Annotated in this window: 13 protein-coding genes, 2 tRNA genes, 3 rRNA genes and 2 pseudogenes; 8 read left to right on the top strand and 12 right to left on the bottom strand. The window is 43.5% G+C overall.

Annotated elements, in window-relative coordinates:
- Positions 1-36: 36 nt before the first annotated feature.
- Positions 37-2217: pseudogene (locus REG_RS01550) on the bottom strand (Tex family protein); the annotation flags it as partial.
- A gap of 409 nt (positions 2218-2626) precedes the next feature.
- On the opposite strand from REG_RS01550, the gene ompR reads away from it, so the two are divergent.
- From ompR to gltS, 3 genes and pseudogenes are all read left to right on the top strand, one after another.
- Positions 2627-3346: an osmolarity response regulator transcription factor OmpR gene (gene ompR / locus REG_RS01545; RefSeq protein ID WP_006704195.1), complete on the top strand. Its 720-nt coding sequence runs from the start codon at positions 2627-2629 to the stop codon at positions 3344-3346.
- Positions 3343-4640, top strand: a pseudogene (gene envZ / locus REG_RS01540) (two-component system sensor histidine kinase EnvZ). The gene ompR and the pseudogene envZ overlap by 4 nt, the downstream one beginning before the upstream one ends.
- Before the next feature lie 69 nt (positions 4641-4709).
- A complete protein-coding gene (gltS, locus tag REG_RS01535) occupies positions 4710-5912 on the top strand; it encodes a sodium/glutamate symporter (protein ID WP_006704194.1) in 1203 nt (400 codons plus the stop codon).
- A gap of 122 nt (positions 5913-6034) precedes the next feature.
- On the opposite strand, the gene recG is transcribed toward gltS, so the two are convergent.
- The 5 genes from recG to gmk form a co-directional block, all read right to left on the bottom strand.
- On the bottom strand, positions 6035-8128 hold the full coding sequence (recG, locus tag REG_RS01530; RefSeq protein ID WP_006704193.1) for an ATP-dependent DNA helicase RecG: 2094 nt from the start codon (positions 8126-8128) through the stop codon (positions 6035-6037).
- Between the two features lie 299 nt (positions 8129-8427).
- Complete coding sequence (gene spoT / locus REG_RS01525) at positions 8428-10536, bottom strand: bifunctional GTP diphosphokinase/guanosine-3',5'-bis pyrophosphate 3'-pyrophosphohydrolase (protein WP_039907077.1); 2109 nt, start codon at positions 10534-10536, stop codon at positions 8428-8430.
- 13 nt (positions 10537-10549) lie between these two features.
- A complete protein-coding gene (gene rpoZ, locus REG_RS01520; RefSeq protein ID WP_039906892.1) occupies positions 10550-10816 on the bottom strand; it encodes a DNA-directed RNA polymerase subunit omega in 267 nt (88 codons plus the stop codon).
- Positions 10786-10977, bottom strand: a complete 192-nt coding sequence (locus REG_RS11000; protein ID WP_006704190.1) for a hypothetical protein — start codon at positions 10975-10977, stop codon at positions 10786-10788. Before REG_RS11000 ends, rpoZ begins: the two co-directional genes overlap by 31 nt.
- A 272-nt stretch (positions 10978-11249) precedes the next feature.
- Positions 11250-11984 (bottom strand): guanylate kinase, encoded by a 735-nt coding sequence (gene gmk, locus REG_RS01515; RefSeq protein ID WP_006704189.1) that lies wholly within the window; start codon positions 11982-11984, stop codon positions 11250-11252.
- 274 nt (positions 11985-12258) lie between these two features.
- On the opposite strand from gmk, the gene pgi reads away from it, so the two are divergent.
- Both pgi and REG_RS11735 read left to right on the top strand, forming a co-directional pair.
- On the top strand, positions 12259-13920 hold the full coding sequence (pgi, locus tag REG_RS01510; RefSeq protein WP_006704188.1) for a glucose-6-phosphate isomerase: 1662 nt from the start codon (positions 12259-12261) through the stop codon (positions 13918-13920).
- Between the two features lie 159 nt (positions 13921-14079).
- A protein-coding gene (locus tag REG_RS11735; RefSeq protein WP_260200023.1) for an IS5-like element ISRein1 family transposase occupies positions 14080-14903 on the top strand; the annotation gives its coding sequence in 2 pieces (ribosomal slippage) (positions 14080-14467 and positions 14467-14903; 825 coding nt in all).
- A gap of 144 nt (positions 14904-15047) precedes the next feature.
- On the opposite strand, the gene REG_RS01495 is transcribed toward REG_RS11735, so the two are convergent.
- From REG_RS01495 to REG_RS12970, 6 genes are all read right to left on the bottom strand, one after another.
- A tRNA-Asp gene (locus REG_RS01495) sits at positions 15048-15124 on the bottom strand.
- 64 nt (positions 15125-15188) lie between these two features.
- A 5S ribosomal RNA gene (gene rrf, locus REG_RS01490) occupies positions 15189-15304 on the bottom strand.
- Between the two features lie 70 nt (positions 15305-15374).
- Positions 15375-18288, bottom strand: a 23S ribosomal RNA gene (locus REG_RS01485).
- A 106-nt stretch (positions 18289-18394) separates the two neighbouring features.
- Positions 18395-18470 (bottom strand) — tRNA-Glu (locus REG_RS01480).
- Between the two features lie 102 nt (positions 18471-18572).
- Positions 18573-20115: ribosomal RNA gene (locus tag REG_RS01475) — 16S ribosomal RNA — on the bottom strand.
- Together the 16S, 23S and 5S rRNA genes with 2 tRNA genes alongside form the textbook arrangement of a ribosomal RNA operon.
- A 408-nt stretch (positions 20116-20523) precedes the next feature.
- Positions 20524-20685, bottom strand: coding sequence for a hypothetical protein (locus tag REG_RS12970; protein WP_176603363.1), 162 nt, complete (start codon positions 20683-20685; stop codon positions 20524-20526).
- 91 nt (positions 20686-20776) lie between these two features.
- Between REG_RS12970 and metN the strand changes: the two genes are divergently transcribed.
- From metN to REG_RS01460, 3 genes are all read left to right on the top strand, one after another.
- Positions 20777-21808, top strand: a complete 1032-nt coding sequence (gene metN / locus REG_RS01470) for a methionine ABC transporter ATP-binding protein MetN (protein WP_039907075.1) — start codon at positions 20777-20779, stop codon at positions 21806-21808.
- Complete coding sequence (locus REG_RS01465) at positions 21801-22454, top strand: methionine ABC transporter permease MetI (protein ID WP_006704186.1); 654 nt, start codon at positions 21801-21803, stop codon at positions 22452-22454. The genes metN and REG_RS01465 overlap by 8 nt, the downstream gene beginning before the upstream one ends.
- A gap of 65 nt (positions 22455-22519) precedes the next feature.
- Positions 22520-23464 carry a MetQ/NlpA family lipoprotein gene (locus tag REG_RS01460; protein WP_006704185.1) on the top strand — a complete coding sequence of 315 codons (945 nt, stop codon included), beginning with the start codon at positions 22520-22522 and terminating at the stop codon, positions 23462-23464.
- The last annotated feature ends 178 nt before the right edge of the window (positions 23465-23642 follow it).

The raw sequence follows: 23642 nt of genomic DNA, 5'->3' as shown, positions 1-23642 counted from the left end.
CCCGCATTAGGCGAGGGTTTACGGCGAATGTTGCTAATCACTTAACCGCATGGTCAAAGCAATACGCTTGCGTTGTAAATCGATAGTGACAACCTTAACCCTAACCACATCACCGGTTTTAACTATTTTATGGGGATCATCAACAAATTTATCTGCCAGTGACGAAATGTGCACTAAACCATCCTGATGTACACCAACATCAACAAAGGCACCAAAATTAGTGACATTGGTCACAGTACCTTCTAATGTCATACCCACTAGCAAGTCGTTAATCGTTTCAACACCTTCAATAAAAGTCACCGTTTTGAATTCAGGTCGCGGATCACGGCCTGGTTTTTCTAACTCTTTCAAAATATCGCTGATAGTGGGAACCCCGAATCGGGCAGTGATAAAATTTTCAGCATGTAAATTACGCAGAGCACAGGTATTTCCCATGATGTCTTGTAGCGATTTTTCGGTCACTGCCAAAATATGTTGCACGACTGGATAGGTTTCTGGATGCACGGTTGAAGCGTCTAGAGGATTATCGCCATGATTAATACGAAGAAAATCAGCACACTGCTCAAAGGATTTTGCTCCTAGGCGATTAACCGTCAGTAACTGCTGCCGATTCTGGAAACGACCATGCTCATCGCGCCAATTGACAATATTCTGTGCCATCATTTTCGTCAGGACCGGCTACACGCGCCAGCAATGGAACTGAGGCAGTATTTAAATCAACTCCAACAGCATTTACGCAGTCCTCTACCACAGTATCAAGTTTTTTAGCAAGTTGACTTTGGCTAACATCATGCTGATATTGGCCAACACCAATAGATTTTGGGTCAATTTTGACTAATTCGGCCAGGGGATCTTGCAAACGACGAGCAATAGATACGGCACCACGGATAGCAACATCAAGATGTGGAAATTCAAGGCTCGCTAGCTCTGACGCCGAATACACCGAAGCACCCGCTTCACTGACAATCACTTTTGGCGCAGTGACCTCTGGGTAATCTTTTTGCAATTGGTCATAAAACCGTGCTGTCTCGCGTGAAGCGGTGCCGTTGCCAATGGCGACCAATTCAACTTGGTATTTAATACATAAAGCCGCTACGCTGGCAGCCGCTTTAGCGGCTTGGCCTGTGTGTGGACAGATAGTATCAGTCGCAACCAATTTGCCGGTAGCATCGACCACCGCCACTTTAACTCCAGTACGTAAACCAGGATCAAGCCCCATAGTAACGCGCATTCCAGCCGGCGCTGCCATCAATAAATCTTGCACATTACGAGCAAATACCTGGATGGCTTCCTCTTCCGCCCGCTCTCGTACCGTATTCATTAACTCAGTTTCTAGATGGGGAAATATTTTAAGCCGCCAAGTCCAATTGACGACTGCTGTACGCCAACTATCAGCAGGCGCGTTATGCAAACGTAAATTCAGATGGTCGACAATAATTTGTTCTCCCCGACTCATTTTAACCGTTTGCTCAACTAATTTGCTGCTAGATTGAAGATCAGCATTCAATCCCAATTGTAACCACCCCTCATTACGCCCCCTAACATCGCCAGAACACGATGGGATGGCACACTAGCAATCGGCTCATGGTGATCGAAATAATCACGAAATTTAGCGCCTTCTTGCTCTTTACCTTCAATGACTTTAGCCACCAGATGTGCGTTTTTCCACAAATACTGACGTACCTTTGCCAGCAAGCCAGCATCTTGGGCAAAACGCTCCATCAGAATATAGCGCGCACCATCCAAAGCTGCTTTACTATCGAGCACACCCTTATCAGTATCCACATAATCACTAGCAAGTTGCTCTGGATGTTGTTGAGGATCGCTCCACAAACTGTCAGCCAAGGGTTCTAAACCCGCTTCAAGTGCAAGCTTCCCACGAGTATGACGTTTCGGTTTATAGGGCAGATACAAGTCTTCTAATTCAGTTTTACTTATCGCCAGGTTAATATTCGAGGCCAGTTGTGTGTTAAGCTTACCTTGTTCTTCAATCGACTTTAAAATGATTTGACGGCGCTCTTCCAATTCACGTAAATAACCAAGACGATGTTCTAACTGACGCAATTGGCTATCATCCAAACTACCCGTTACTTCTTTACGATATCGAGCAATAAAAGGCACAGTATTACCTTCATCAAGCAAATGAATCGCGGAGATAACTTGCTCTGATCTGGCCTTTATTTCGTTTGCAATAATAGGGATAAAAGGGTTATTCATAGGGTCAACTATTAATTTTTATCAGTGATAAGAAAAAATGACTAAAAAACTATTCGAAGTCTTTATGTACGTGCTAAAGAAAATTTAGAGTAAGTGCTAAGGACGATGTAAATTTTAATTATTTAAGCAAGTTATCTGAGCTTAGATTTTCAAATTCCCATAAACAAAAGATACTTTATCTGAATCATTTGTTTTTTCAAAATCTTTAATCTACTTTTCAAAACACTTGACGTTTTTGCATTAAAAAGTTGGTATTATGTTTCGATCCTCAGATTTAATCAGTATTAAAACAATTTTTGTAACAATTTAGTTTGAGAGATAGTTTGAGAGATATAGTATAAACAGTTGTCTGTTAGATGGGTTTTTCTAACAATACAACACCAGTGATAAGTTTTGAGAATAATACAAAATGCAAGAGAATCATAAAATATTAGTTGTCGATGACGACGTGCGTCTACGAGCACTTTTGGATCGTTATCTGACTGAGCAAGGTTTTCAAGTTCGCAGTGTCGCCAATGCTGAACAAATGGATCGCTTGCTAGCACGAGAATCATTTCATTTGCTTGTCCTGGATTTAATGCTACCAGGAGAAGATGGTTTATCTATTTGTAGGCGTTTACATAATCAAAATAATCCGATACCCATTATTATAGTTACCGCTAAGAGTGAAGACGTAGACCGTGTCGTTGGTTTAGAAATTGGTGCTGATGACTATATGTCAAAACCTTTTAACCCTCGTGAATTATTAGCTCGCATCCGAGCGGTATTGCGCCGCCAAATGAATGAGCTACCAGGCGCACCATCACAAGAAGAAGCCATTATCAGCTTTGGCCAGTTCAAGCTTAATCTTGGAACCCGTGAGATGTTTCGTGACGACGATCTCATGTCACTAACGAGTGGTGAGTTTGCCGTATTGAAAGCACTTGTTAGTCATCCCCGAGATCCCCTGTCTCGTGATAAATTAATGAACTTAGCACGAGGGCGTGAATACAGTGCAATGGAACGTTCGATCGATGTACAAATCTCACGTCTACGCCGTATGATAGAAGTTGAGCCTGCACGCCCACGTTATCTTCAAACAGTTTGGGGATTAGGCTACGTATTTGTGCCGGACGGCAACAGTGTATGAAGCGATGGTGCTTTTCTCCACGCAGTTCATTTGCACGTACTTTATTACTGATTGTGATCCTGCTACTTGTTAGCATGGCTACAACCTACTGGGTAATCTTGAATTTTGCTATTTTACCTAGCTTGCAACAATTTAATAAAGTATTAGCCTATGAAATTCGGATGCTCATGACCGATCGGCTGCAACTGGAAGATGGTACGCTCATTGAAGTTCCAGCGGATTTTCGGCGTGAAGCCTATCGTGAATTAGGCATCTCTCTTTATACCAATATTGCTGCAGAGGAAAATGGCTTGCGCTGGGCGCAATACTATCAATTTCTTAGCGACCAAATGACTCAACAATTGAGAGGCCCCACAGAAGTAAGGATTGAACTTGATAAAAATTCTCCTGTGGTTTGGCTTAAAACCTGGTTAGCGCCCGATATTTGGATAAGAGTACCCTTAACTGAGATACATCAGAGTAATTTTTCACCTCTTTTCCGCTATACATTGGTCATTATATTACTGGCCGTTGGTGGAGCCTGGTTATTTATCCATCTACAAAACCGCCCACTGGTAGAATTGGAGCATGCTGCGTTTCAAGTAGGAAAAGGAATCATCCCCCCCCATTACGCGAATATGGTGCATCAGAGGTGCGCTCTGTTACCCGTACTTTTAATCAAATGGTAGCGAACGTTAAACTGTTATCAGGGGATAGAACATTACTGATAGCAGGTGTTAGCCATGATTTGTGTACGCCTTTAACACGTATCCGATTGGCCACAGAAATGATGAGTCAGCAAGATGCTTCTCTTGCTGACTCGATCAATTTATTGATTACCTTCGCACCGGACAAGAAATATTAACAGAAGCTACCGATCTTAATTTTATTCTAGCTGAAGTGATTGCAGCTGAAAGTGGCTATGAACAAGTGATAGAAACCAAGCTATCAAATGATAAACTGAGAGTAAATGTCGATCCGCTGTCTATCAAACGCGCTCTAGCAAATATGATCACCAACGCCGCACACTATGGTAATGGTTGGATAAAGGTAAGCAGTGGCGATGAACCACCGCACGTTTGGTTTCAAGTTGAAGATGATGGCCCTGGTATTGAAGCGAATGACTTACCTAATTTACTTCAACCTTTCGTTCGAGGAAATAGCGCCCGCACTAACAAGCGGTAGCGGACTAGGATTGTCTATTATACAGCGAATTATTAACTCTCATGATGGATCATTAGCTATCAACAAGAGTGAACGGGGAGGTTTAAAAATTCGTGCCTATATCCCTAAAACTACTACGAAATTGTCATGAGTAGGATCACAGACCCATTATTTTTTAAAGGTTAGATTCTTATAAAATAGCTTTGTATGGAGTACCAGGATGTTTCATCTCGATATCTATGGGACGTTAGTCTCCGCTACACTCGTCCTCTTATTAGGGCGAAAGCTCGTTAAATCGGTTCCTTTACTACAAAGATACACTATTCCAGAACCCGTAGCCGGGGGCTTATTAATAGCATTATTACTGTTAATGATACAGCAAGTCTGGGGTTGGGAAATCCGTTTTGATATGTCATTGAAAGATCCTCTTATGCTAACGTTTTTTGCCACCATTGGTTTAAATGCCAACCTTGCCAGTTTACGTCATGGCGGTAGCTCATTAATTTACTTTATTTTTATCGTTATTGGCCTATTGTTCATGCAAAATGCCATTGGGATCGCACTGGCTAAAATGATGGGATTAGATCCATTAATGGGATTATTAGCAGGATCCATCACGTTATCTGGAGGGCATGGAACAGGAGCGGCATGGAGTAAATTATTTATCGAACGTTATGGATTTGAAAATGCGCCCGAAGTTGCTATGGCATGTGCTACTTTTGGTCTCATATTAGGTGGATTGGTAGGAGGTCCCGTCGCTCGTTATTTAGTTAAAAATTCGTCAACTCCTGAAGGTAGCCCTGATGATAGTCAATTACCATCCGCATTTGAAAAACCCTACACCGGCCGTCTCATCACCCCCTTAGTGATGTTAGAAACCATCGCCATGATCGCTATTTGCTTAACAGCCGGTAATTTTATTGCAGACCTATTAAAACAGTCAGCGTTTGAGTTGCCAACTTTTGTTTGTGTATTATTTGTCGGTGTTATTTTAAGTAATAGCCTCGCGGTGCTCGGATTTTATAAGGTGTTTGATCGCGCGGTATCCGTATTAGGAAATGTTAGCTTATCGTTGTTTCTAGCAATGGCATTAATGAGCTTAAAATTATGGGAATTGGTCTCACTTGCTTTACCCATGTTAACTATTTTGATAGTACAAACTTTAGCCATGGCGCTTTATGCCATTTTTGTCACCTATCGGGTAATGGGAAAAAATTATGATGCCGCAGTATTAGCCGCTGGACACTGCGGCTTTGGTTTAGGCGCCACACCGACAGCTATTGCCAACATGCAGGCCATTACTGATCGTTTCGGCCCTTCTCATCTCGCTTTTTTGGTGGTTCCCATGGTTGGCGCTTTCTTTATTGATATCGCCAATGCACTTGTTATTAAGCTTTATTTATTGTTGCCACTGTTTCCATAGACAGTATAGCCAAATCAGTTTAATTTGATTCTAGGTTGTCGTCGCTTGCCGCCGTACTATTTGTACTGTTCGCACCCCTCCACCTTGAATCAAATTAAACTGATTCGGCTATAACAATTTATTCAAGCGTTAGTGTATCGCCTTTTCTCTGGCAACCAACGCTCAATTAACGCGGCGGCTTGCTCAGGGTATTTCTGATGCAAATGGCGAGCAATACGTTGTACTTCAGGTAAGATATTTTGATCTCTTAGTAAATCAGCAATTTTAAATTCTGTGCCACCCGTTTGCCGGGTACCCAGTAATTCACCAGGCCCACGTATTTCCAAATCTCGCTGAGCGATAACAAAACCATCATTACTTTCACGCAGTACTTGTAAACGCATCTGTACCGTTTTAGTTAACGGTGTCTTATACAACAATACACAGTGTGATGCTGTGCTTCCTCGCCCTACCCTTCCCCGTAACTGATGCAATTGCGCCAAACCAAGACGCTCTGGATTATCAATAATCATCAAGCTCGCATTCGGAACGTCTACCCCAACTTCAATCACCGTAGTTGCTATTAATAATTGCAATTCACCTTGTTTAAACACCTGCATAACAGCCTGCTTTTCTTGTGCTGTCATTCGGCCATGTATCAAACCTAATTTCACATCCACCAGCGTAGCCTGTAGCTCCGCATAGGTTACTGCTGCAGCTTGAGCTTCTAGTAGTTCTGATTCTTCAATTAAAGTACACACCCAATATACCTGACGACCTTCTTCAAGACAGGCATGTTTGATGCGCTGAATAACATCATCACGGCGGGTATCTGGAATAGCAACGGTGCTAATCGGTGTTCTCCCCGGCGGGAGTTCATCAATGATTGAAATATCTAAATCAGCGTAGGCAGTCATGGCCAATGTTCGTGGAATAGGCGTAGCCGTCATAATGAGTTGATGGGGATGAAAACCTTGCTGCTTACCTTTTTCCCATAATGCCAAGCGTTGATGAACACCAAATCGGTGTTGTTCATCAATAATCACCAGAGCCAATTTAGAAAATCGTACCTGTTGCTGAAAAATAGCGTGGGTTCCCACCACCATTGAAACCTGCCCTTTTGCTACTGCTTCCTGTTGAATTAAGCGTATTTTGCCTTTCTGCTTACCCGCTAACCAACCGACAGAGATGCTAAGAGGTTCAAACCATTGCCGAAAAGTTTCTAAATGTTGCTCTGCCAGCAATTCAGTCGGCGCCATTAAAGCAACTTGTTTACCCTGAGCAATAGCACGTAATGCCGCTAACGCCGCGACCAATGTTTTTCCCGATCCAACATCGCCTTGAATCAATCGCATCATAGGGAAAGTACGCAGCAAATCTTGCTCAATTTCGTCAACTACCCTTTGCTGTGCATGGGTAGGATGAAAGGCAAGTGCCGCCAAAAAACGTGCTTTTAAAGTATCATGAGAGACTGTGGAAGGAGGCAAAGGTTGCGCCTGATAATCTTTCGTTCCCGCTCGAGCAGCTAACATACTGAGATTATGGGCTACTAGTTCTTCTAAAATCAAACGGCGCTGTGCTGGATGTTGTCCCTTTTCTAAATCAATTAATGAGATATCAGCAGAAGGTCGATGAAGTGTATGTATTGCCGTAGACAAACTGACGAAGGAATCACACACTTCAACAGGTAACAATTCAGCGACAGTAAAGGTATCCAGCAAATTAAGCGCCTGATTAATAAGATTACGTAATGTGCTCTGGCGCAAACCCTCAGTGCTAGTGTAAATCGGAGTCAATGAATATTGTAACCTGATCCCCTTGTCTTCATCATAAGTACGATATTCTGGATGAATAATCTCTAATCCATTTCTGCCTTGCTTCACTTCACCATAAGCAACGATATGCTTGCCAGCGGATAAACTATTCTTCATCGAAGTGTTAAAGTTGAAAAAGCGTAGAATAACGACACCACTACCATCATCAAGTCGAGATGTCAGCATGGCTCGCCGTCCTGAACTGATTTCAGAAGATAATATTTTACCCGCAATGGTTGCCGTTAAACCAGGAAGCAAGTCAGTAATGTGATACAGATGGGTGCGATCTTCGTAGCGAAGTGGTAAATGCAGTAGCAGATCTTGGACGGTTTCCAGCCCTATTTTGGTTAGCTTCGCGGCCTGACTTGCGCCAACGCCGGTAAGTGAACTCAGTGGTACAGTATCGAGCAAACGGCCTTTCATAGTTGAGCCTCCGCGGTCGACAGGGCAATATTTTACGAAAATTCAAATATATGACCGAATCAGTGTAATTTGATTCAAGGCAGAGGAGCACCGACAGTACAAATAGTACGGTAAGCGACGACAACACTTAAATCAAATTAAAATGATTTGGCTATATACCCTTCGCCTTTGAATTGGCTGCAAGCCCTCGCCCTCATGGTATGTCCACGCTCATCGGGTCTCACGCCCTGGACGCCTAGCGGCAACTTCACAGACAAAGGCTATAGCATCGCCAAGTCAATAATATCAATCAATAACAACTAATTACGATTCCGACTCACTTTAACAACATCAGGCATAATACGAATTTTGCGCATAATATTAGCCAAATGAACACGGTTACGAATGGTCAAACGAATAAATGCACTGTAAATTCGTCCATCTTTTTCTTCAGTATTCAAACCCTGAATATTAGATTGAGCAGCATTAATCACGCTGGTCAAATTAGCCCACACGCCTTGTTGATTAAACATTTCAACCTTAATCTCAGTAATAAATTCCTGCTCACTGTATTTATCCCACTCTACCGCCATAAACTTTTCGGGTTCTTTCTGATAACCACGAATATTACGACATGATTCATGATGGATCACTAAACCTTTACCAGGACTAATATGTGCAATAATGGGATCACCTGGAATAGGGCGGCAACATTTCGCAAAGGTAACAAGCACACCATTAGCATCTTTGATCGGCAATTTACGGTTACCTGACGTGCCAATATTAACAGCACCACCTTCCAAATTTTTAGCTATTACCACGCTTATAGCATTACCCAAACCAATTTCTGCCAGTAGATCATCTATTGATGCCAATTTCATCCTATCCAATTCTTTCTGTATATTTTTAGCTGGAATATCAACCAATTTACGCCCACAACCTAACGCATGATGGAGTAAGCGACGACCAAGGCAAATAGATTCATCACGTTTAAGATTTTTTAGTAATTGGCGAATTTTGGCGCGCGCTTTTGAACTAACGACAAAATTGAGCCAAGCTGCATTAGGGCGCGCACCAGGAGCAGTAATAATTTCGACTGTTTGACCACTATTAAGCGATTGAGATAATGGATAAGGTTGACGATCAACCCTTGAACCTACGCAAGCATTACCAATATCCGTATGTACTGCGTAGGCAAAATCCACTGGAGTAGCGTTGGCAGGTAATTCTACGATCTTGCCTTCAGGAGTGAAGACATAAATTTCATCAGGAAACAAGTCAGATTTAACGCTTTCAATAAATTCAAATGAGCTACCAGCACTTTGCTGTAATTCGAGTAGACTTTGCATCCAACGTTGAGCACGAATTTGAGCGGTAGTACCTAATCCATTTTGGGTTCTGGCCTTATATGCCCAATGGGCAGCAACCCCCATTTCTGCCATTTGATCCATATCTTCAGTACGGATTTGAACTTCAACAGGAACACCGTGAGGGCCAATTAAAGAAGAATGCAACGATTGATAGCCATTAGCTTTTGGTATCGCAATATAATCTTTTATCCTACCAGGCCGAGGTTTATACAAGCTATGCATCTGCCCCAAAACCCGATAGCAAGTATCAATCTCTTTTACTGTGATACGAAAAGCATAAATATCCATGATAGAGTGAAAGCGCTGCTCTTTTAGATTCATCTTACAGTAAATCGAATAGAGATGTTTTTCACGCCCTATGACTCGGCAAGGAATATTGACTTCGGTCAAGCGCCCTTTAATTTCTGAAAGAATTTTCTGAATCATTTCTTTACGGTTACCACGAGCCGCTTTCACCACTTCTTTAATAACGCGATAACGATTCGGATAAAGCGCTTCAAAACCTAATTCTTCCAACTCTATTTTTAAATGATGTATTCCCAACCTATGCGCTAACGGACTATAAATTTCGAGCGTTTCACGGGCAATTCGTCGCCGTTTATCCGGGCGCAAAGAATGTAAAGTACGCATATTGTGTGTACGATCAGCCAATTTAATTAAAATGACACGGATATCCTGCACCATCGCCATAATCATTTTACGAAAATTTTCTGCCTGAGCCTCTCTTCTATCACGAAAAGTCAGCTTATCGAGTTTTGAAACACCTTCAACTAATTCAGCTACGCTTTTACCGAATAATTGTTCCATATCATGATATGTTACTGAAGTATCTTCAATGACATCATGTAAAAATGCCGCCATCAGCGTTTCGTAATCAAGACGCATCTCCGCTAAAATACAAGCCACAGCAACAGGATGAGTAATATAAGGCTCCCCACTAGAGCGAGCTTGCCCCTGATGAGCATCACGCGCAACACAATACGCCTGTTCGAGGCGTTTAATTTGTTCTTTGGGTAAATAACATTGAATCAATGGCGCCAAACTTGCGAACAAATACAAAACAGACTCGCATTTAAAGGTTGGTATAATTTTCATTGAAAGAAACCATTTGATTCCCTTCACGCTCCTGACACTCTAAACCATCAAGAATAGCATTAGTAATCAAACCCGCTTCGATTTCGCGCAAAGCCGTCACTGTAACTTTATCGTTTTCTTCCGGTACCAGTGATCCCTTTCCCCTAGCCTGTTGAAGTTGACGCGCACGGCGAGCAGCGACTAATACTAAATCAAAACGATTACCAATTTTTTCTACAGCGTCTTGAACAGTAACTCGTGCCATAATGTATTGCTCCATATAAAAGTAATTAGATAACAGGACATGATATACCCTTCGCCTTTCAAGTTACGGCGGCGTTGGCTGCGGGTGCTCGCCTCATCAGGTAGCATGTCTACGCTCATCGATCGGTCGCCCTTGCCGCCTTGCCGTAACTCGAAATTCATTGGGTATATACTGCTTGCTGTCCGAGAAGGTGAAAGCTCCGGCTTTAAAAGCGGGTGCTTTTTCGTAATGAAATTATACAATTCCCACGTTAGAGATAATAAATTACACCGTTGGTGCTGAAAAATACCTTGTCTTTTACCATGTTAAAGCTTTTCGGCGTACCGCTTATCTTCACAACGACATTAAAATACTAAATCAATTTCGTTAATGTTTCATTTTTACGGAATTTACTACTTTATGGGCGCTTATGCTCAGTCTGAACTAGCCGATTTTATTGTCTTGGCTCTCTGCCCGTTAATTTCTCTATCAAAGTAGCATAATGTTCTTTTTGTCGATTTAAATGCAATTTATCAGCACAAATAATCGCCCGTAAATCAGATAATGCTACGTCAAATTTATCATTGACAATTAAATAATCATATTCCACACAGTGACTCATCTCAGAGACAGCTTGTGCCATACGTTTAGCGATAATTTCTTCGCTATCCTGAGCACGCTGACGTAATCGGCGATACAATTCCTCTTCTGAAGGAGGCAAGATAAAAATACTCCGCGCCTCCGGCTTCTTCAAACGAACGTTCCGAGCACCTTGCCAATCAATATCTAAAAAAACATCGATCCCGTTTGACAAATTTTGCTCAACTACAGCAGCTGCAGTACCATAATAATTGCCAAATACCTTTGCCCATTCGAGAAAAGCATCATTATCGATCATCTGACAAAAATCTTTTTCAGAAATGAAGAAATAATGCTCCCCATGCTTTTCCTCCGCACGTTTTGCACGTGTCGTGTGCGAAATAGAAACCTTCATATTACATAACGGACGGCTGCCACCAACAACGATTTTAGCTGAAGTTTGTGCTTTTTGTTGTTCGTCATCTGATTGCGCTACCCCAAGATCCCTAGCAAAAGTATCTAAAGATTGGGTTTGTAATAACGCCTGAACCAGGCTTGATTTACCCGCGCCACTCGGCGCTGAAACAATATAAAGCGTACCTTGAGTCATGATAATTTTTCAATTAATTTATTAGAATACAGTAATTTATCTATATAAAGCAGAGAGAATACTGCTTATCACTAAAAGATATCAATACTATAATGCCTTATTAGTCTATTTTGCGAACTGTGTTCAATAATAAAAATTTGTTGCTGAGTCACTCAAAGGATCCCTGTTAATCTGCAAAATTGATCATCATCAAGTTACCACCACTAAAATTAACAAGGTATTATATAATCAAAAAATTATTTCCATTCATCTTTTTACCTAGGAAAATCGCATTATGAAAAATATTAACCCAAGTGAAACCAAGGCTTGGAAAGCATTACAGCAACATTTTGCAGAAATGAAAAAAATTCATATCCGTGATCTCTTTAAAGAAAATGCGGAACGGTTTTCCCAATTTTCTATCACCATAGAAGATGAAATGTTGGTAGATTATTCGAAAAATCGCATTAACGCTGAAACCATGAAAAAATTACAGGCATTGGCAACAGAAACACATCTGAAAGATGCAATCGATTCAATGTTTAGCGGAGAAAAAATCAATCGTACAGAAGATCGTGCGGTCTTACATACCGCTTTGCGCAATCGTGATAATCATCCTGTTTTACTGGATGGCAAAGATGTAATGCCAGAAGTGAATAAAGTACTGGCGAGAATGGAAGAGTTCTGTAAGTGTGTTATCGAAGGAGAGTGGAAAGGCTATAGCGGCAAGGCGATTACGGATGTAGTCAATATTGGCATCGGCGGCTCAGATCTGGGTCCTTATATGGTAACCGAAGCATTAGCACACAATAAAAATCATCTACACATGCATTTTGTTTCTAATATTGATGGCACTCATATTATCGAGACATTAAAAAAGCTTAACCCTGAAACCACTTTATTTTTAATCGCATCGAAAACATTCACCACGCAAGAAACCATGACCAACGCTCATAGTGCTCGCGAGTGGTTACTAAAAACTGTCAAAGAAAAAAGCGATATCGCCAAGCATTTCGTCGCATTATCGACTAATAGCGAAGCTGTCAGTAAATTTGGTATTGATACAAGAAATATGTTCGAGTTTTGGGATTGGGTTGGCGGACGCTACTCCCTATGGTCAGCCGTTGGTTTATCTATCGCACTGTCAATCGGTTTTGAGAATTTCAAAAATTTACTGGAAGGCGCCCATGCAATGGATAAGCATTTTAAAGAAGCTCCAGCAGAAAAAAACGCACCGGTTCTACTGGCATTAATCGGCATCTGGTACAACAATTTTTTTGGTGCGGAAACTGAAGCTATTTTGCCATACGATCAATATATGCATCGTTTTCCTGCCTATTGCCAGCAGGGAAATATGGAATCTAATGGCAAATGTGTTGATCGGGACGGTAAAAGGGTAACTTATCAGACCGGCTCGATTATATGGGGAGAACCGGGGACTAATGGTCAACATGCCTTTTACCAGCTGATTCATCAAGGTACTAAAATGATCCCTTGTGATTTTATTGCCCCTGCTATCAGCCATAATCCATTAAATAATCATCATGATATATTATTATCAAATTTCTTTGCTCAAACCGAAGCACTCGCATTTGGTAAAACCTGCCCCGAAGAAATCGAAGTAGAAAAAAAAACGACCGCTACAGATAAAAAACCAGAACAAATTACAGAGGTCATACCATGCAAGGAATTCGAAGGGAATAAGCCGACTAATTCAATCTTACTACGTGAGATCAACCCCTTTAACCTAGGAATGTTAATCGCACTATACGAGCATAAAATTTTTACACAGGGAGCAATTTTAAATATTTTTAGTTTTGATCAATGGGGAGTAGAACTCGGTAAACAGCTTGCGAATAATATCTTACCTGTATTGCGGAATAATGAAAAAATATCCACCAATGACGGCTCAACAAATGCTTTAATCAACCAATTTAAAAAATGGCGCAAAAATTAATATCTATCAACCTCAAACATAAATCATCTCAATATCATGCACAGATCGGCTCTCAATTGGCAGAGCCGAAACATCGAAGATATCACTTACATTAGACCTCTTCGGAAACTAGCATTCATATAAGAATTTTGGTAAAATACTCCTGAACAAGGAGCCGCCATGAAATATGAAGTAATAAAAGTACTGGAAGAGGAAAAATTTCGTCGCTTAACGGGTGTTAAACGCAGTACATTTGAAAAGATGATAAAGATATTGAATGAAGCAGATAAGAGTAAGCAAGGGAAAGGAGGTCGGAAACCCAAGCGGGGTTTAGAAGAGCGCTTATTAATGGCACTGGAGTATATACGAGAATATCGCACTTATTTTCATGTCAGCCAAAGCTATGGCGTGAGTGAGAGCACATGCTATGAAACGATTAAATGGATAGAGAATACGCTAATAAAGCATCCTGATTTTGCCCTACCTGGACGCAAAGCTGTATTAAAAAGGGATAGGGAGTATGAGCTGGTTCTTATTGATGCCACAGAAACGCCGATTGAACGTCCCCAAAAAAACAAAAGCCGTTTTACTCAGGAAAAAAGAAACGACACACCTTAAAAACACAAGTGCTCGTTGATAAAAAAAGTAAAGCAGTCATCTGTACAAGCTTTACGAATGGGAGGCGCCATGATTTTAGGTTGTTTAAGGAGTCTGGTGTGCGAATACATCCTGACATCAAAACAGTTACCGATACAGGTTACCAAGGGCTTGGCAAGATTCATTCAAACTCGGCGTTGCCTAAGAAAAAGACAAAGAAAAATCCCTTAACAAAAGAAGATAAACGCAACAATCGTGCGTTATCAAGCCAGCGTGTATTAAACGAACATGTCATTGGTATGATTAAAAGATTTAAAATTGTATCAGACCGTTATCGAAACAGGCGAAAACGTTTTGGATTAAGATTTAATCTGATTGCTGCAATTTATAATATGGAAATTAGATAAATGATAGTTTCCGAAGAGGTCTATTTTAAAAAAAAGTTGAAATTCTCATTTGTGCACGCTAACAAAAATAAAAAAATCGTTAACGAAAAGAAAGGTCTAATAGATTATATGAATAATTAAGCATAAGGAAGGAGGAAATTTGGGTGGCGGTGCGGACGGGGTTCGAACCCGCGACCCCCGGCGTGACAGGCCGGTATTCTAACCAGCTGAACTACCGCACCACCGATTTTTTGATTTTTGAGAAAAAGGCCTCTCGCATTGAGCAAGAGGCTTGTGGTATTGGTAGCCTGGCGGTGACCGACTCTCGCATGGGGAGACCCCACACTACCATAGGCGCAACGGTGTTTCACTGCTGAGTTCGGAATGGGGTCAGGTGGTGCCACCGCGCTATAGCCGCCAGGCAAATTCTGTATGCTGCGTACACAGCTAATCTGTTAACAAGCGCGTAAACCAAAACACTTTCGGTGTTGTGAAGTTAAGCCTATCGGGTCCATTAGTACTGGTCAGCTCAATGTGTCACCACACTTACACACCCAGCCTATCAACGTCTTAGTCTTAAACGTCCCTCAAGGGAAGACTCATCTCGGGGCAAGTTTCCCGCTTAGATGCTTTCAGCGGTTATCTCTTCCGCATGTAGCTACCGGGCAATGCCATTGGCATGACAACCCAAACACCAGTGATGCGTCCACTCCGGTCCTCTCGTACTAGGAGCAGCCCCCCTCAATCTTCCTACGCCCACGGCAGATAGGGACCGAACTGTCTCACGACGTTCTAAACCCAGCTCGCGTACCACTTTAAATGGCGAACAGCCATACCCTTGGGACCTACTTCAGCCCCAGGATGTGATGAGCCGACATCGAGGTGCCAAACACCGCCGTCGATATGAACTCTTGGGCGGTATCAGCCTGTTATCCCCGGAGTACCTTTTATCCGTTGAGCGATGGCCCTTCCATTCAGAACCACCGGATCACTAAGACCTACTTTCGTACCTGCTCGAGCCGTCACTCTCGCAGTCAAGCTAGCTTATGCCTTTGCACTAACCTCACGATGTCCGACCGTGATTAGCTAACCTTCGTGCTCCTCCGTTACGCTTTAGGAGGAGACCGCCCCAGTCAAACTACCCACCAGACACTGTCCTCGCACCGGATTACGGCGCTGAGTTAGAAAACCAAAACTCACAGGGTGGTATTTCAACGGCGACTCCACAACAACTGGCGTCATCGCTTCTACGTCTCCCACCTATCCTACACAGTCAGTTTCAACTCCCAGTGTCAAGCTATAGTAAAGGTTCACGGGGTCTTTCCGTCTTGCCGCGGGTACACTGCATCTTCACAGCCATTTCAATTTCACTGAGTCTCGGGTGGAGACAGCCTGGCCATCATTACGCCATTCGTGCAGGTCGGAACTTACCCGACAAGGAATTTCGCTACCTTAGGACCGTTATAGTTACGGCCGCCGTTTACCGGGGCTTCGATCAAGAGCTTCGTATTGCTACTTACCCCATCAATTAACCTTCCGGCACCGGGCAGGCGTCACACCGTATACCTCCACTTACGTGTTTGCACAGTGCTGTGTTTTTAATAAACAGTTGCAGCCAGCTGGTCTCTGCGACTGACTTCAGCTACAGGGAGCAAGTCCCCTCACCTAATGCCAGCGTGCCTTCTCCCGAAGTTACGGCACCATTTTGCCTAGTTCCTTCACCCGAGTTCTCTCAAGCGCCTTAGTATGCTCTACCTGACCACCTGTGTCGGTTTCGGGTACGATTGTTTGTAACCTAAGCTTAGAGGCTTTTCCTGGAAGCCGGGCATCAACTACTTCTGCACCTAAGTGCCTCGTCATCACGCCTCAGTGTTTATGGAAAAGCGGATTTGCCTACTCTCCCTACCTACACGCTTGAACCGGGATTACCGTCACCCGGATAGTCTAGCCTTCTCCGTCCCCCCTTCGCAGTCACAAACAGTACGGGAATATTAACCCGTTTCCCATCGACTACGCTTTTCAGCCTCGCCTTAGGGGTCGACTCACCCTGCCTCGATTAACGTGGGACAGGAACCCTTGGTCTTTCGGCGAGCGGGCTTTTCACCCGCTTTATCGTTACTTATGTCAGCATTCGCACTTCTGATACCTCCAGCTCGCCTCTCAGCTCACCTTCTACGGCTTACAGAACGCTCCCCTACCCAATAACGTCGTCTCCAACGCTACTGCCGCAGCTTCGGTGGAGGGTTTAGCCCCGTTACATCTTCCGCGCAGGCCGACTCGACCAGTGAGCTATTACGCTTTCTTTAAATGATGGCTGCTTCTAAGCCAACATCCTGGCTGTTTTCGCCTTCCCACTTCGTTTCCCACTTAACCCTCACTTCGGGACCTTAGCTGGCGGTCTGGGTTGTTTCCCTTTCCACGACGGACGTTAGCACCCGCCGTGTGTCTCCCGTGGTCTCATTCTTCGGTATTCGCAGTTTGCATCGGGGTGGTAAGCCGGGATGGCCCCCTAGCCGAAACAGTGCTCTACCCCCAAAGATTAACCCACGAGGCGCTACCTAAATAGCTTTCGGGGAGAACCAGCTATCTCCCGGTTTGATTGGCCTTTCACCCCCAGCCACACGTCATCCGCTACTTTTTCAACAGGAGTCGGTTCGGCCCTCCAGTTAGTTTTACCCAACCTTCAGCCTGCGCATGGCTAGATCACCGGGTTTCGGGTCTATACCCTGCAACTAATCGCCCAGTTAAGACTCGGTTTCCCTACGGCTCCCCTACTCGGTTAACCTCGCTACAGAATATAAGTCGCTGACCCATTATACAAAAGGTACGCAGTCACCCCCTCTTCACACTCGCGCATGAAGCAGGCTCCCACTGCTTGTACGTACAGGGTTTCAGGGTCTATTTCACTCCCCTAACCGGGGTTCTTTTCGCCTTTCCCTCACGGTACTGGTTAACTATCGGTCAGTCAGGAGTATTTAGCCTTGGAGGATGGGCCCCCCTTCTTCAAACAGGATTTGTCGTGTCCCGTCCTACTCTTCGAGCTCACACTACTGCTATCTTCGAGTACGGGGCTATCACCCTCTTTCGCAGGCCTTTCCAGACCTTTCCTCTGATAACAATAACGATGCACACTCTGGGCTGCTTCCCTTTCGCTCGCCGCTACTCGGGAAATCTCGGTTGATTTCTTTTCCTCGGGGTACTTAGATGTTTCACTTCTCCCGGTTCGCCTCGTTAAACTAGTTTATTCATCTAACGATAGTGCAACTGCTTGCACTGGGTTTCCCCATTCGGGTATCAACGGCTAATCACGCTTCCTATCAGCTCACCGTCGCTTTTCGCAGATTTGCACGCCCTTCTTCGCCTCTGACTGCCTAGGCATCCGCCCTGTACGCTTCATTACTTAACTTCACAACCCGAAAGTGTCTTTCAACTCCATCAGGTTACTCATTACTCGCTTGTTCCAGATTGTTAAACAGCATGTTCAATATGCAGAGACCCTTGCCTTTGCAAATTGGCGTCCCCTAGGGGGTTCGAACCCCTGTTACCGCCGTGAAAGGGCGGTGTCCTAGGCCTCTAGACGAAGGGGACATGGCTACATCGTTCCTATGAAGAACGCTCTCTCCATAAAAACCACTCGCTACTTTCATCAGACAATCTGTGTGAGCACTCGGCGTAGCCGCCATCTTTTGGTAAGGAGGTGATCCAACCGCAGGTTCCCCTACGGTTACCTTGTTACGACTTCACCCCAGTCATGAACCACAAAGTGGTAAGCGCCCCCCCGAAGGTTAAGCTACCTACTTCTTTTGCCGCCCACTCCCATGGTGTGACGGGCGGTGTGTACAAGGCCCGGGAACGTATTCACCGTAGCATTCTGATCCACGATTACTAGCGATTCCGACTTCATGGAGTCGAGTTGCAGACTCCAATCCGGACTACGACGCACTTTATGAGGTTCGCTTACGTTCGCACGCTCGCCGCTCTTTGTATGCGCCATTGTAGCACGTGTGTAGCCCTACTCGTAAGGGCCATGATGACTTGACGTCATCCCCACCTTCCTCCGGTTTATCACCGGCAGTCTCCTTTGAGTTCCCGCCATCACGCGCTGGCAACAAAGGACAAGGGTTGCGCTCGTTGCGGGACTTAACCCAACATTTCACAACACGAGCTGACGACAGCCATGCAGCACCTGTCTCACGGCTCCCGAAGGCACTTAAGCATCTCTGCTCAATTCCGTGGATGTCAAGAGTAGGTAAGGTTCTTCGCGTTGCATCGAATTAAACCACATGCTCCACCGCTTGTGCGGGCCCCCGTCAATTCATTTGAGTTTTAACCTTGCGGCCGTACTCCCCAGGCGGTCGATTTATCGCGTTAGCTTCGGACGCCATAACACTAGGCCACAACCTCCAAATCGACATCGTTTACAGCGTGGACTACCAGGGTATCTAATCCTGTTTGCTACCCACGCTTTCGCACCTCAGCGTCAGTCCTTGTCCAGGGGGCCGCCTTCGCCACCGGTATTCCTCCAGATCTCTACGCATTTCACCGCTACACCTGGAATTCTACCCCCCTCTACAAAACTCTAGCCCGCCAGTCTCAAATGCCGTTCCCAAGTTAAGCTCGGGGATTTCACATCTGACTTAACTTACCGCCTACATGCCCTTTACGCCCAGTTATTCCGATTAACGCTCGCACCCTCCGTATTACCGCGGCTGCTGGCACGGAGTTAGCCGGTGCTTCTTTTGCGGGTAACGTCAATCGATAAGCATATTACTCTTACCGCCTTCCTCCCCGCTGAAAGTGCTTTACAACCCTAAGGCCTTCTTCACACACGCGGCATGGCTGCATCAGGCTTCCGCCCATTGTGCAATATTCCCCACTGCTGCCTCCCGTAGGAGTCTGGACCGTTTCTCAGTTCCAGTGTGGCTGGTCATCCTCTCAGACCAGCTAGAGATCGTCGCCTAGGTACGCCATTACCGCACCTACTAGCTAATCTCATCTGGGTTCATCTTATGGCGTGAGGCCCTAAAGTCCCCCACTTTGGTCTTGCGACATCATGCGGTATTAGCCACCGTTTCCAATGGTTACCCCCCTCCATAAGCCAGATCCCCAGACTTTACTCACCCGTCCGCCGCTCGCCGGCAGAGTAGCAAGCTACTCCCCGCTGCCGCTCGACTTGCATGTGTTAGGCCTGCCGCCAGCGTTCAATCTGAGCCATGATCAAACTCTTCAATTTATTACTTTTTTAACAACTTCACAGACCCTGCTTTCTATTATGTTTCCATAAAAAAAACAAGTTCCAATCCGCTGTCAGCTTTTATACTGCTTTTACTGCACTCAATATTACAGAGCAGCACAACAGCGCACTCGCCAGTGCCCACACAGATTGTCTGATAAATTGTTAAAGAGATTCTCGTCTAGCCTTACAACGAGAGGGCGCATTCTACCCTTTCTTCTCACAGAGTCAAGGCCTTCTTTGCTCTGAATTTTTTCTTAACTCGAGGCCGCTTAACAAATAATCACTCACAGCTGCCTCGATGAGACGTGCATTATAGGGGGTGATTTTAGAATAACAAGAAATTATCGTAAATGTTTTTCGAGCTTATTATTTATACACAAAATTTATATTTTTTTAAATTCTAAATCACTGCAAGTAAAGTTGACTTGGCCATCTAGACACCTTAGCATCCAATTTATACCCTTCGCCTTTGAAGCCGCCGCGTTGTTGGCTGCGGGGTTCGCCCGAATCACGTAGTCTATCTACGCTCATCGGTCTCACACCCTGGCCGCCTAGCGGCAATTTCAAAGGCAAAGGGTATATCTGTCAGTTAGCTGCTGATTTTATTTTTCATCGCACTATTTATAGCGCCATAGAAGCGTATAACAGTAAAAATAATATGATTAGATTTCTTCACATCAGTAAGGTATTTCAGCAAGGTTCGCGTGTTATTAATGCACTCTCTGACGTAAATTTTCATGTTCCCGCCGGGCAGATTTATGGTGTTATTGGCAGTTCCGGAGCGGGAAAAAGTACCCTCATTCGCTGTGCAAATATGTTAGAACGCCCTACCAGCGGCCAGGTATTGATCGACAGGCAAGATCTTACCAAATTATCAGATTGGCAGCTGATGAAAAATCGACGCCAAATCGGTATGATTTTTCAACATTTTAATCTACTCTCTTCTCGTAATGTTTTTGATAATATTGCTCTGCCTCTTGAATTGAACAACCTACCGAAGGCTGAAATAAAAAAGAGAGTCAGTGAATTATTAGCGCTAGTTGGATTAATAGACAAACAATATACTTATCCTATTAATCTTTCTGGGGGGCAAAAACAACGAGTGGCGATTGCCCGAGCTTTAGCAAATAACCCCAAAATTTTATTATGTGATGAAGCCACTAGCGCATTAGACCCTGCTACCACTCGCTCCATTTTAAAGTTATTAAAAGATATTAACCGCCGTTTAGGATTGACTATTTTGTTAATCACTCATGAAATGGATGTTGTGAAATGTATCTGTGACCAAGTTGCCATAATCGATGCAGGCAAATTAATTGAACAAAATAGCGTTAGTGAAATATTTTCTCATCCACAAACCCCTTTGGCACAACAATTCATTCAATCAACACTACATTTGGATATCCCTGATGACTACACTCAACGTATACAAATGCAGCCAACGACAGACAACGTATTATTGTTAAAATTAGCGTTTACGGGGCAATCAGTCAATGCCCCCTTGATTTCCCAAGCAGTGCGTAAATTTGATATCGATATTAGTATTCTCAGTTCACAAATTGACTATGCTGGCGGCGTTAAATTTGGTGTTATGCTGGCTGAAATACATGGCTTAGAACAAAATAGATCAGCGGCAATTGCCTTTTTACAGCATCATCATGTCAAGATAGAGGTTTTAGGTTATGTCTGAAGCAATGATTTGGCTAATGTGTCGAAGTATTTGGGAAACCGTTATTATGACGAGTGTTTCCGGTTTTTTCGGTTTTGTGATTGGATTACCCATTGGCGTATTGCTGTATGTCACGCGACCCGGACAAATTATTGCCAATAATATGCTGCATAAGTTGCTATCTACACTGGTTAATGTTTTTCGCTCAATACCTTTTATTATTTTATTAGTATGGATGATTCCCTTTACTCGTTTGATGGTTGGCACTTCTATTGGCTTACAAGCCGCTATAGTACCATTGACTGTAAGTGCGGCTCCCTTTATTGCGCGCATGGTTGAAAATGCTTTGTTGGAGATCCCTATGGGTTTAATTGAAGCCGCACGGGCAATGGGAGCTACGCCATTACAGATTATTAGCAAGGTGCTATTGCCTGAAGCACTACCTAGTTTGGTCAATGCGGCAACCATTACCCTCATTACTTTAGTTGGTTATTCCGCAATGGGAGGAGCTATTGGAGCTGGGGGGCTTGGTCAAATTGGATACCAGTATGGATACATCGGTTATAATGCTACAGTGATGAATAGCGTATTAGTGTTATTAGTCTTATTAGTATGCCTGATCCAATATGTTGGTAATCATATGGTGAAACGATTAAACCATAAGTAATAGCATTAACCAAAAGCAATATAGTAACGCCTATCAATCAGTGTTATTTATGAGGAACAAGATCTATGTTTATCAAGTCTATCGCAGTTATAAGTGCACTACTCGGTTCTTTAATAATTGCAGGTTGTGATTCCAAAGAGCCTAGTGATGTTAAAGAGCCTAATGATATTAAAGTCGGCATTGTTGTTGGCGCTGAAAAGCAATTGGCCGAAGTTGCTAAAAAAGTGGCTAAAGAAAAATACAACTTGGACGTAACATTGGTGGATTTTAATGATTATGTTTTGCCCAATGAAGCACTCAATAAAGGCGAGATTGATGTTAATGCATTTCAACACAAACCTTATCTAGAGCAACAAATTAAAGATCGCGGTTATAAACTGGCTCCAGTCGGGAAAACTTTTATTTACCCGATTGCGGCTTATTCAAAAAAAATTAAATCACCGGACGAGTCACAAATAGCAGGAGCAACGAACGATTCCACTAATGCAGTTGAATCACCGGACGAATCGCAGTCAGAATCACAAATAGCGGAAGCGAACGATTCCACTAATAAAAAACCATTGGACGAATTGCTGCAGCCCGGCTCACAAATAGCGGTCGCAAACGATCCCACTAATCTTGGCCGTTCACTGCTATTACTGCAAAAAGAAGGTTTAATTAAGTTAAAGGAAGGCGTTGGCTTATTACCTACTGTTTTGGATATAGTTGAAAATCCTAAAGAGCTAAAATTGGTGGAATTGGATGCACCTCAATTGCCTCATTCACTCGATGATCAACAAATCACTTTAGCGATTATCAACAATACCTACGCTAGCCAGATTGAACTGAGGCCTGCTAAAGATGGCTTGTTTGTTGAAGACACAAGTTCACCTTATGTTAATTTAATCGTTGCACGTGAAGATAATAAAGATGCGGATAATGTTAAAAAATTCGTCCAAGCATATCAGTCCGAAGAAGTAATCGAAGCCGCTAACCAAATATTTAATGGCGGAGCCGTAAAAGGCTGGTAATTTCTAATCATAAGCTTATAAGATAATTTTTCTCCGTCTTATGGGCTTTCTCCTCCGTTTTTATGTTTTTAGTCTATACCCAATGAATTTCGAGTTACGGCTAGTCGGCAATCAATCGAATCTCAGGAGTACGAGCAGCCAACGCCCCTATAACTTGAAAGGCAAAGGGTATATACCC

The organism is Candidatus Regiella insecticola LSR1 (assembly GCF_000143625.1).
GTDB lineage: Bacteria > Pseudomonadota > Gammaproteobacteria > Enterobacterales > Enterobacteriaceae > Regiella > Regiella insecticola.
This window is presented reverse-complemented; position numbering and strand designations above follow the sequence as displayed.

Bases quoted from the DNA above. Each gene is read 5' to 3' on its own strand.
- ompR (WP_006704195.1), top strand. From the start codon at position 2,627: ATGCAAGAGAATCATAAAATATTAGTTGTCGATGACGACGTGCGTCTA.
- gltS (WP_006704194.1), top strand. From the start codon at position 4,710: ATGTTTCATCTCGATATCTATGGGACGTTAGTCTCCGCTACACTCGTC.
- recG (WP_006704193.1), bottom strand. From the start codon at position 8,128: ATGAAAGGCCGTTTGCTCGATACTGTACCACTGAGTTCACTTACCGGC.
- rpoZ (WP_039906892.1), bottom strand. From the start codon at position 10,816: ATGGCACGAGTTACTGTTCAAGACGCTGTAGAAAAAATTGGTAATCGT.
- REG_RS11000 (WP_006704190.1), bottom strand. From the start codon at position 10,977: ATGAATTTCGAGTTACGGCAAGGCGGCAAGGGCGACCGATCGATGAGC.
- gmk (WP_006704189.1), bottom strand. From the start codon at position 11,984: ATGACTCAAGGTACGCTTTATATTGTTTCAGCGCCGAGTGGCGCGGGT.
- pgi (WP_006704188.1), top strand. From the start codon at position 12,259: ATGAAAAATATTAACCCAAGTGAAACCAAGGCTTGGAAAGCATTACAG.
- metN (WP_039907075.1), top strand. From the start codon at position 20,777: ATGATTAGATTTCTTCACATCAGTAAGGTATTTCAGCAAGGTTCGCGT.
- REG_RS01465 (WP_006704186.1), top strand. From the start codon at position 21,801: ATGTCTGAAGCAATGATTTGGCTAATGTGTCGAAGTATTTGGGAAACC.
- REG_RS01460 (WP_006704185.1), top strand. From the start codon at position 22,520: ATGTTTATCAAGTCTATCGCAGTTATAAGTGCACTACTCGGTTCTTTA.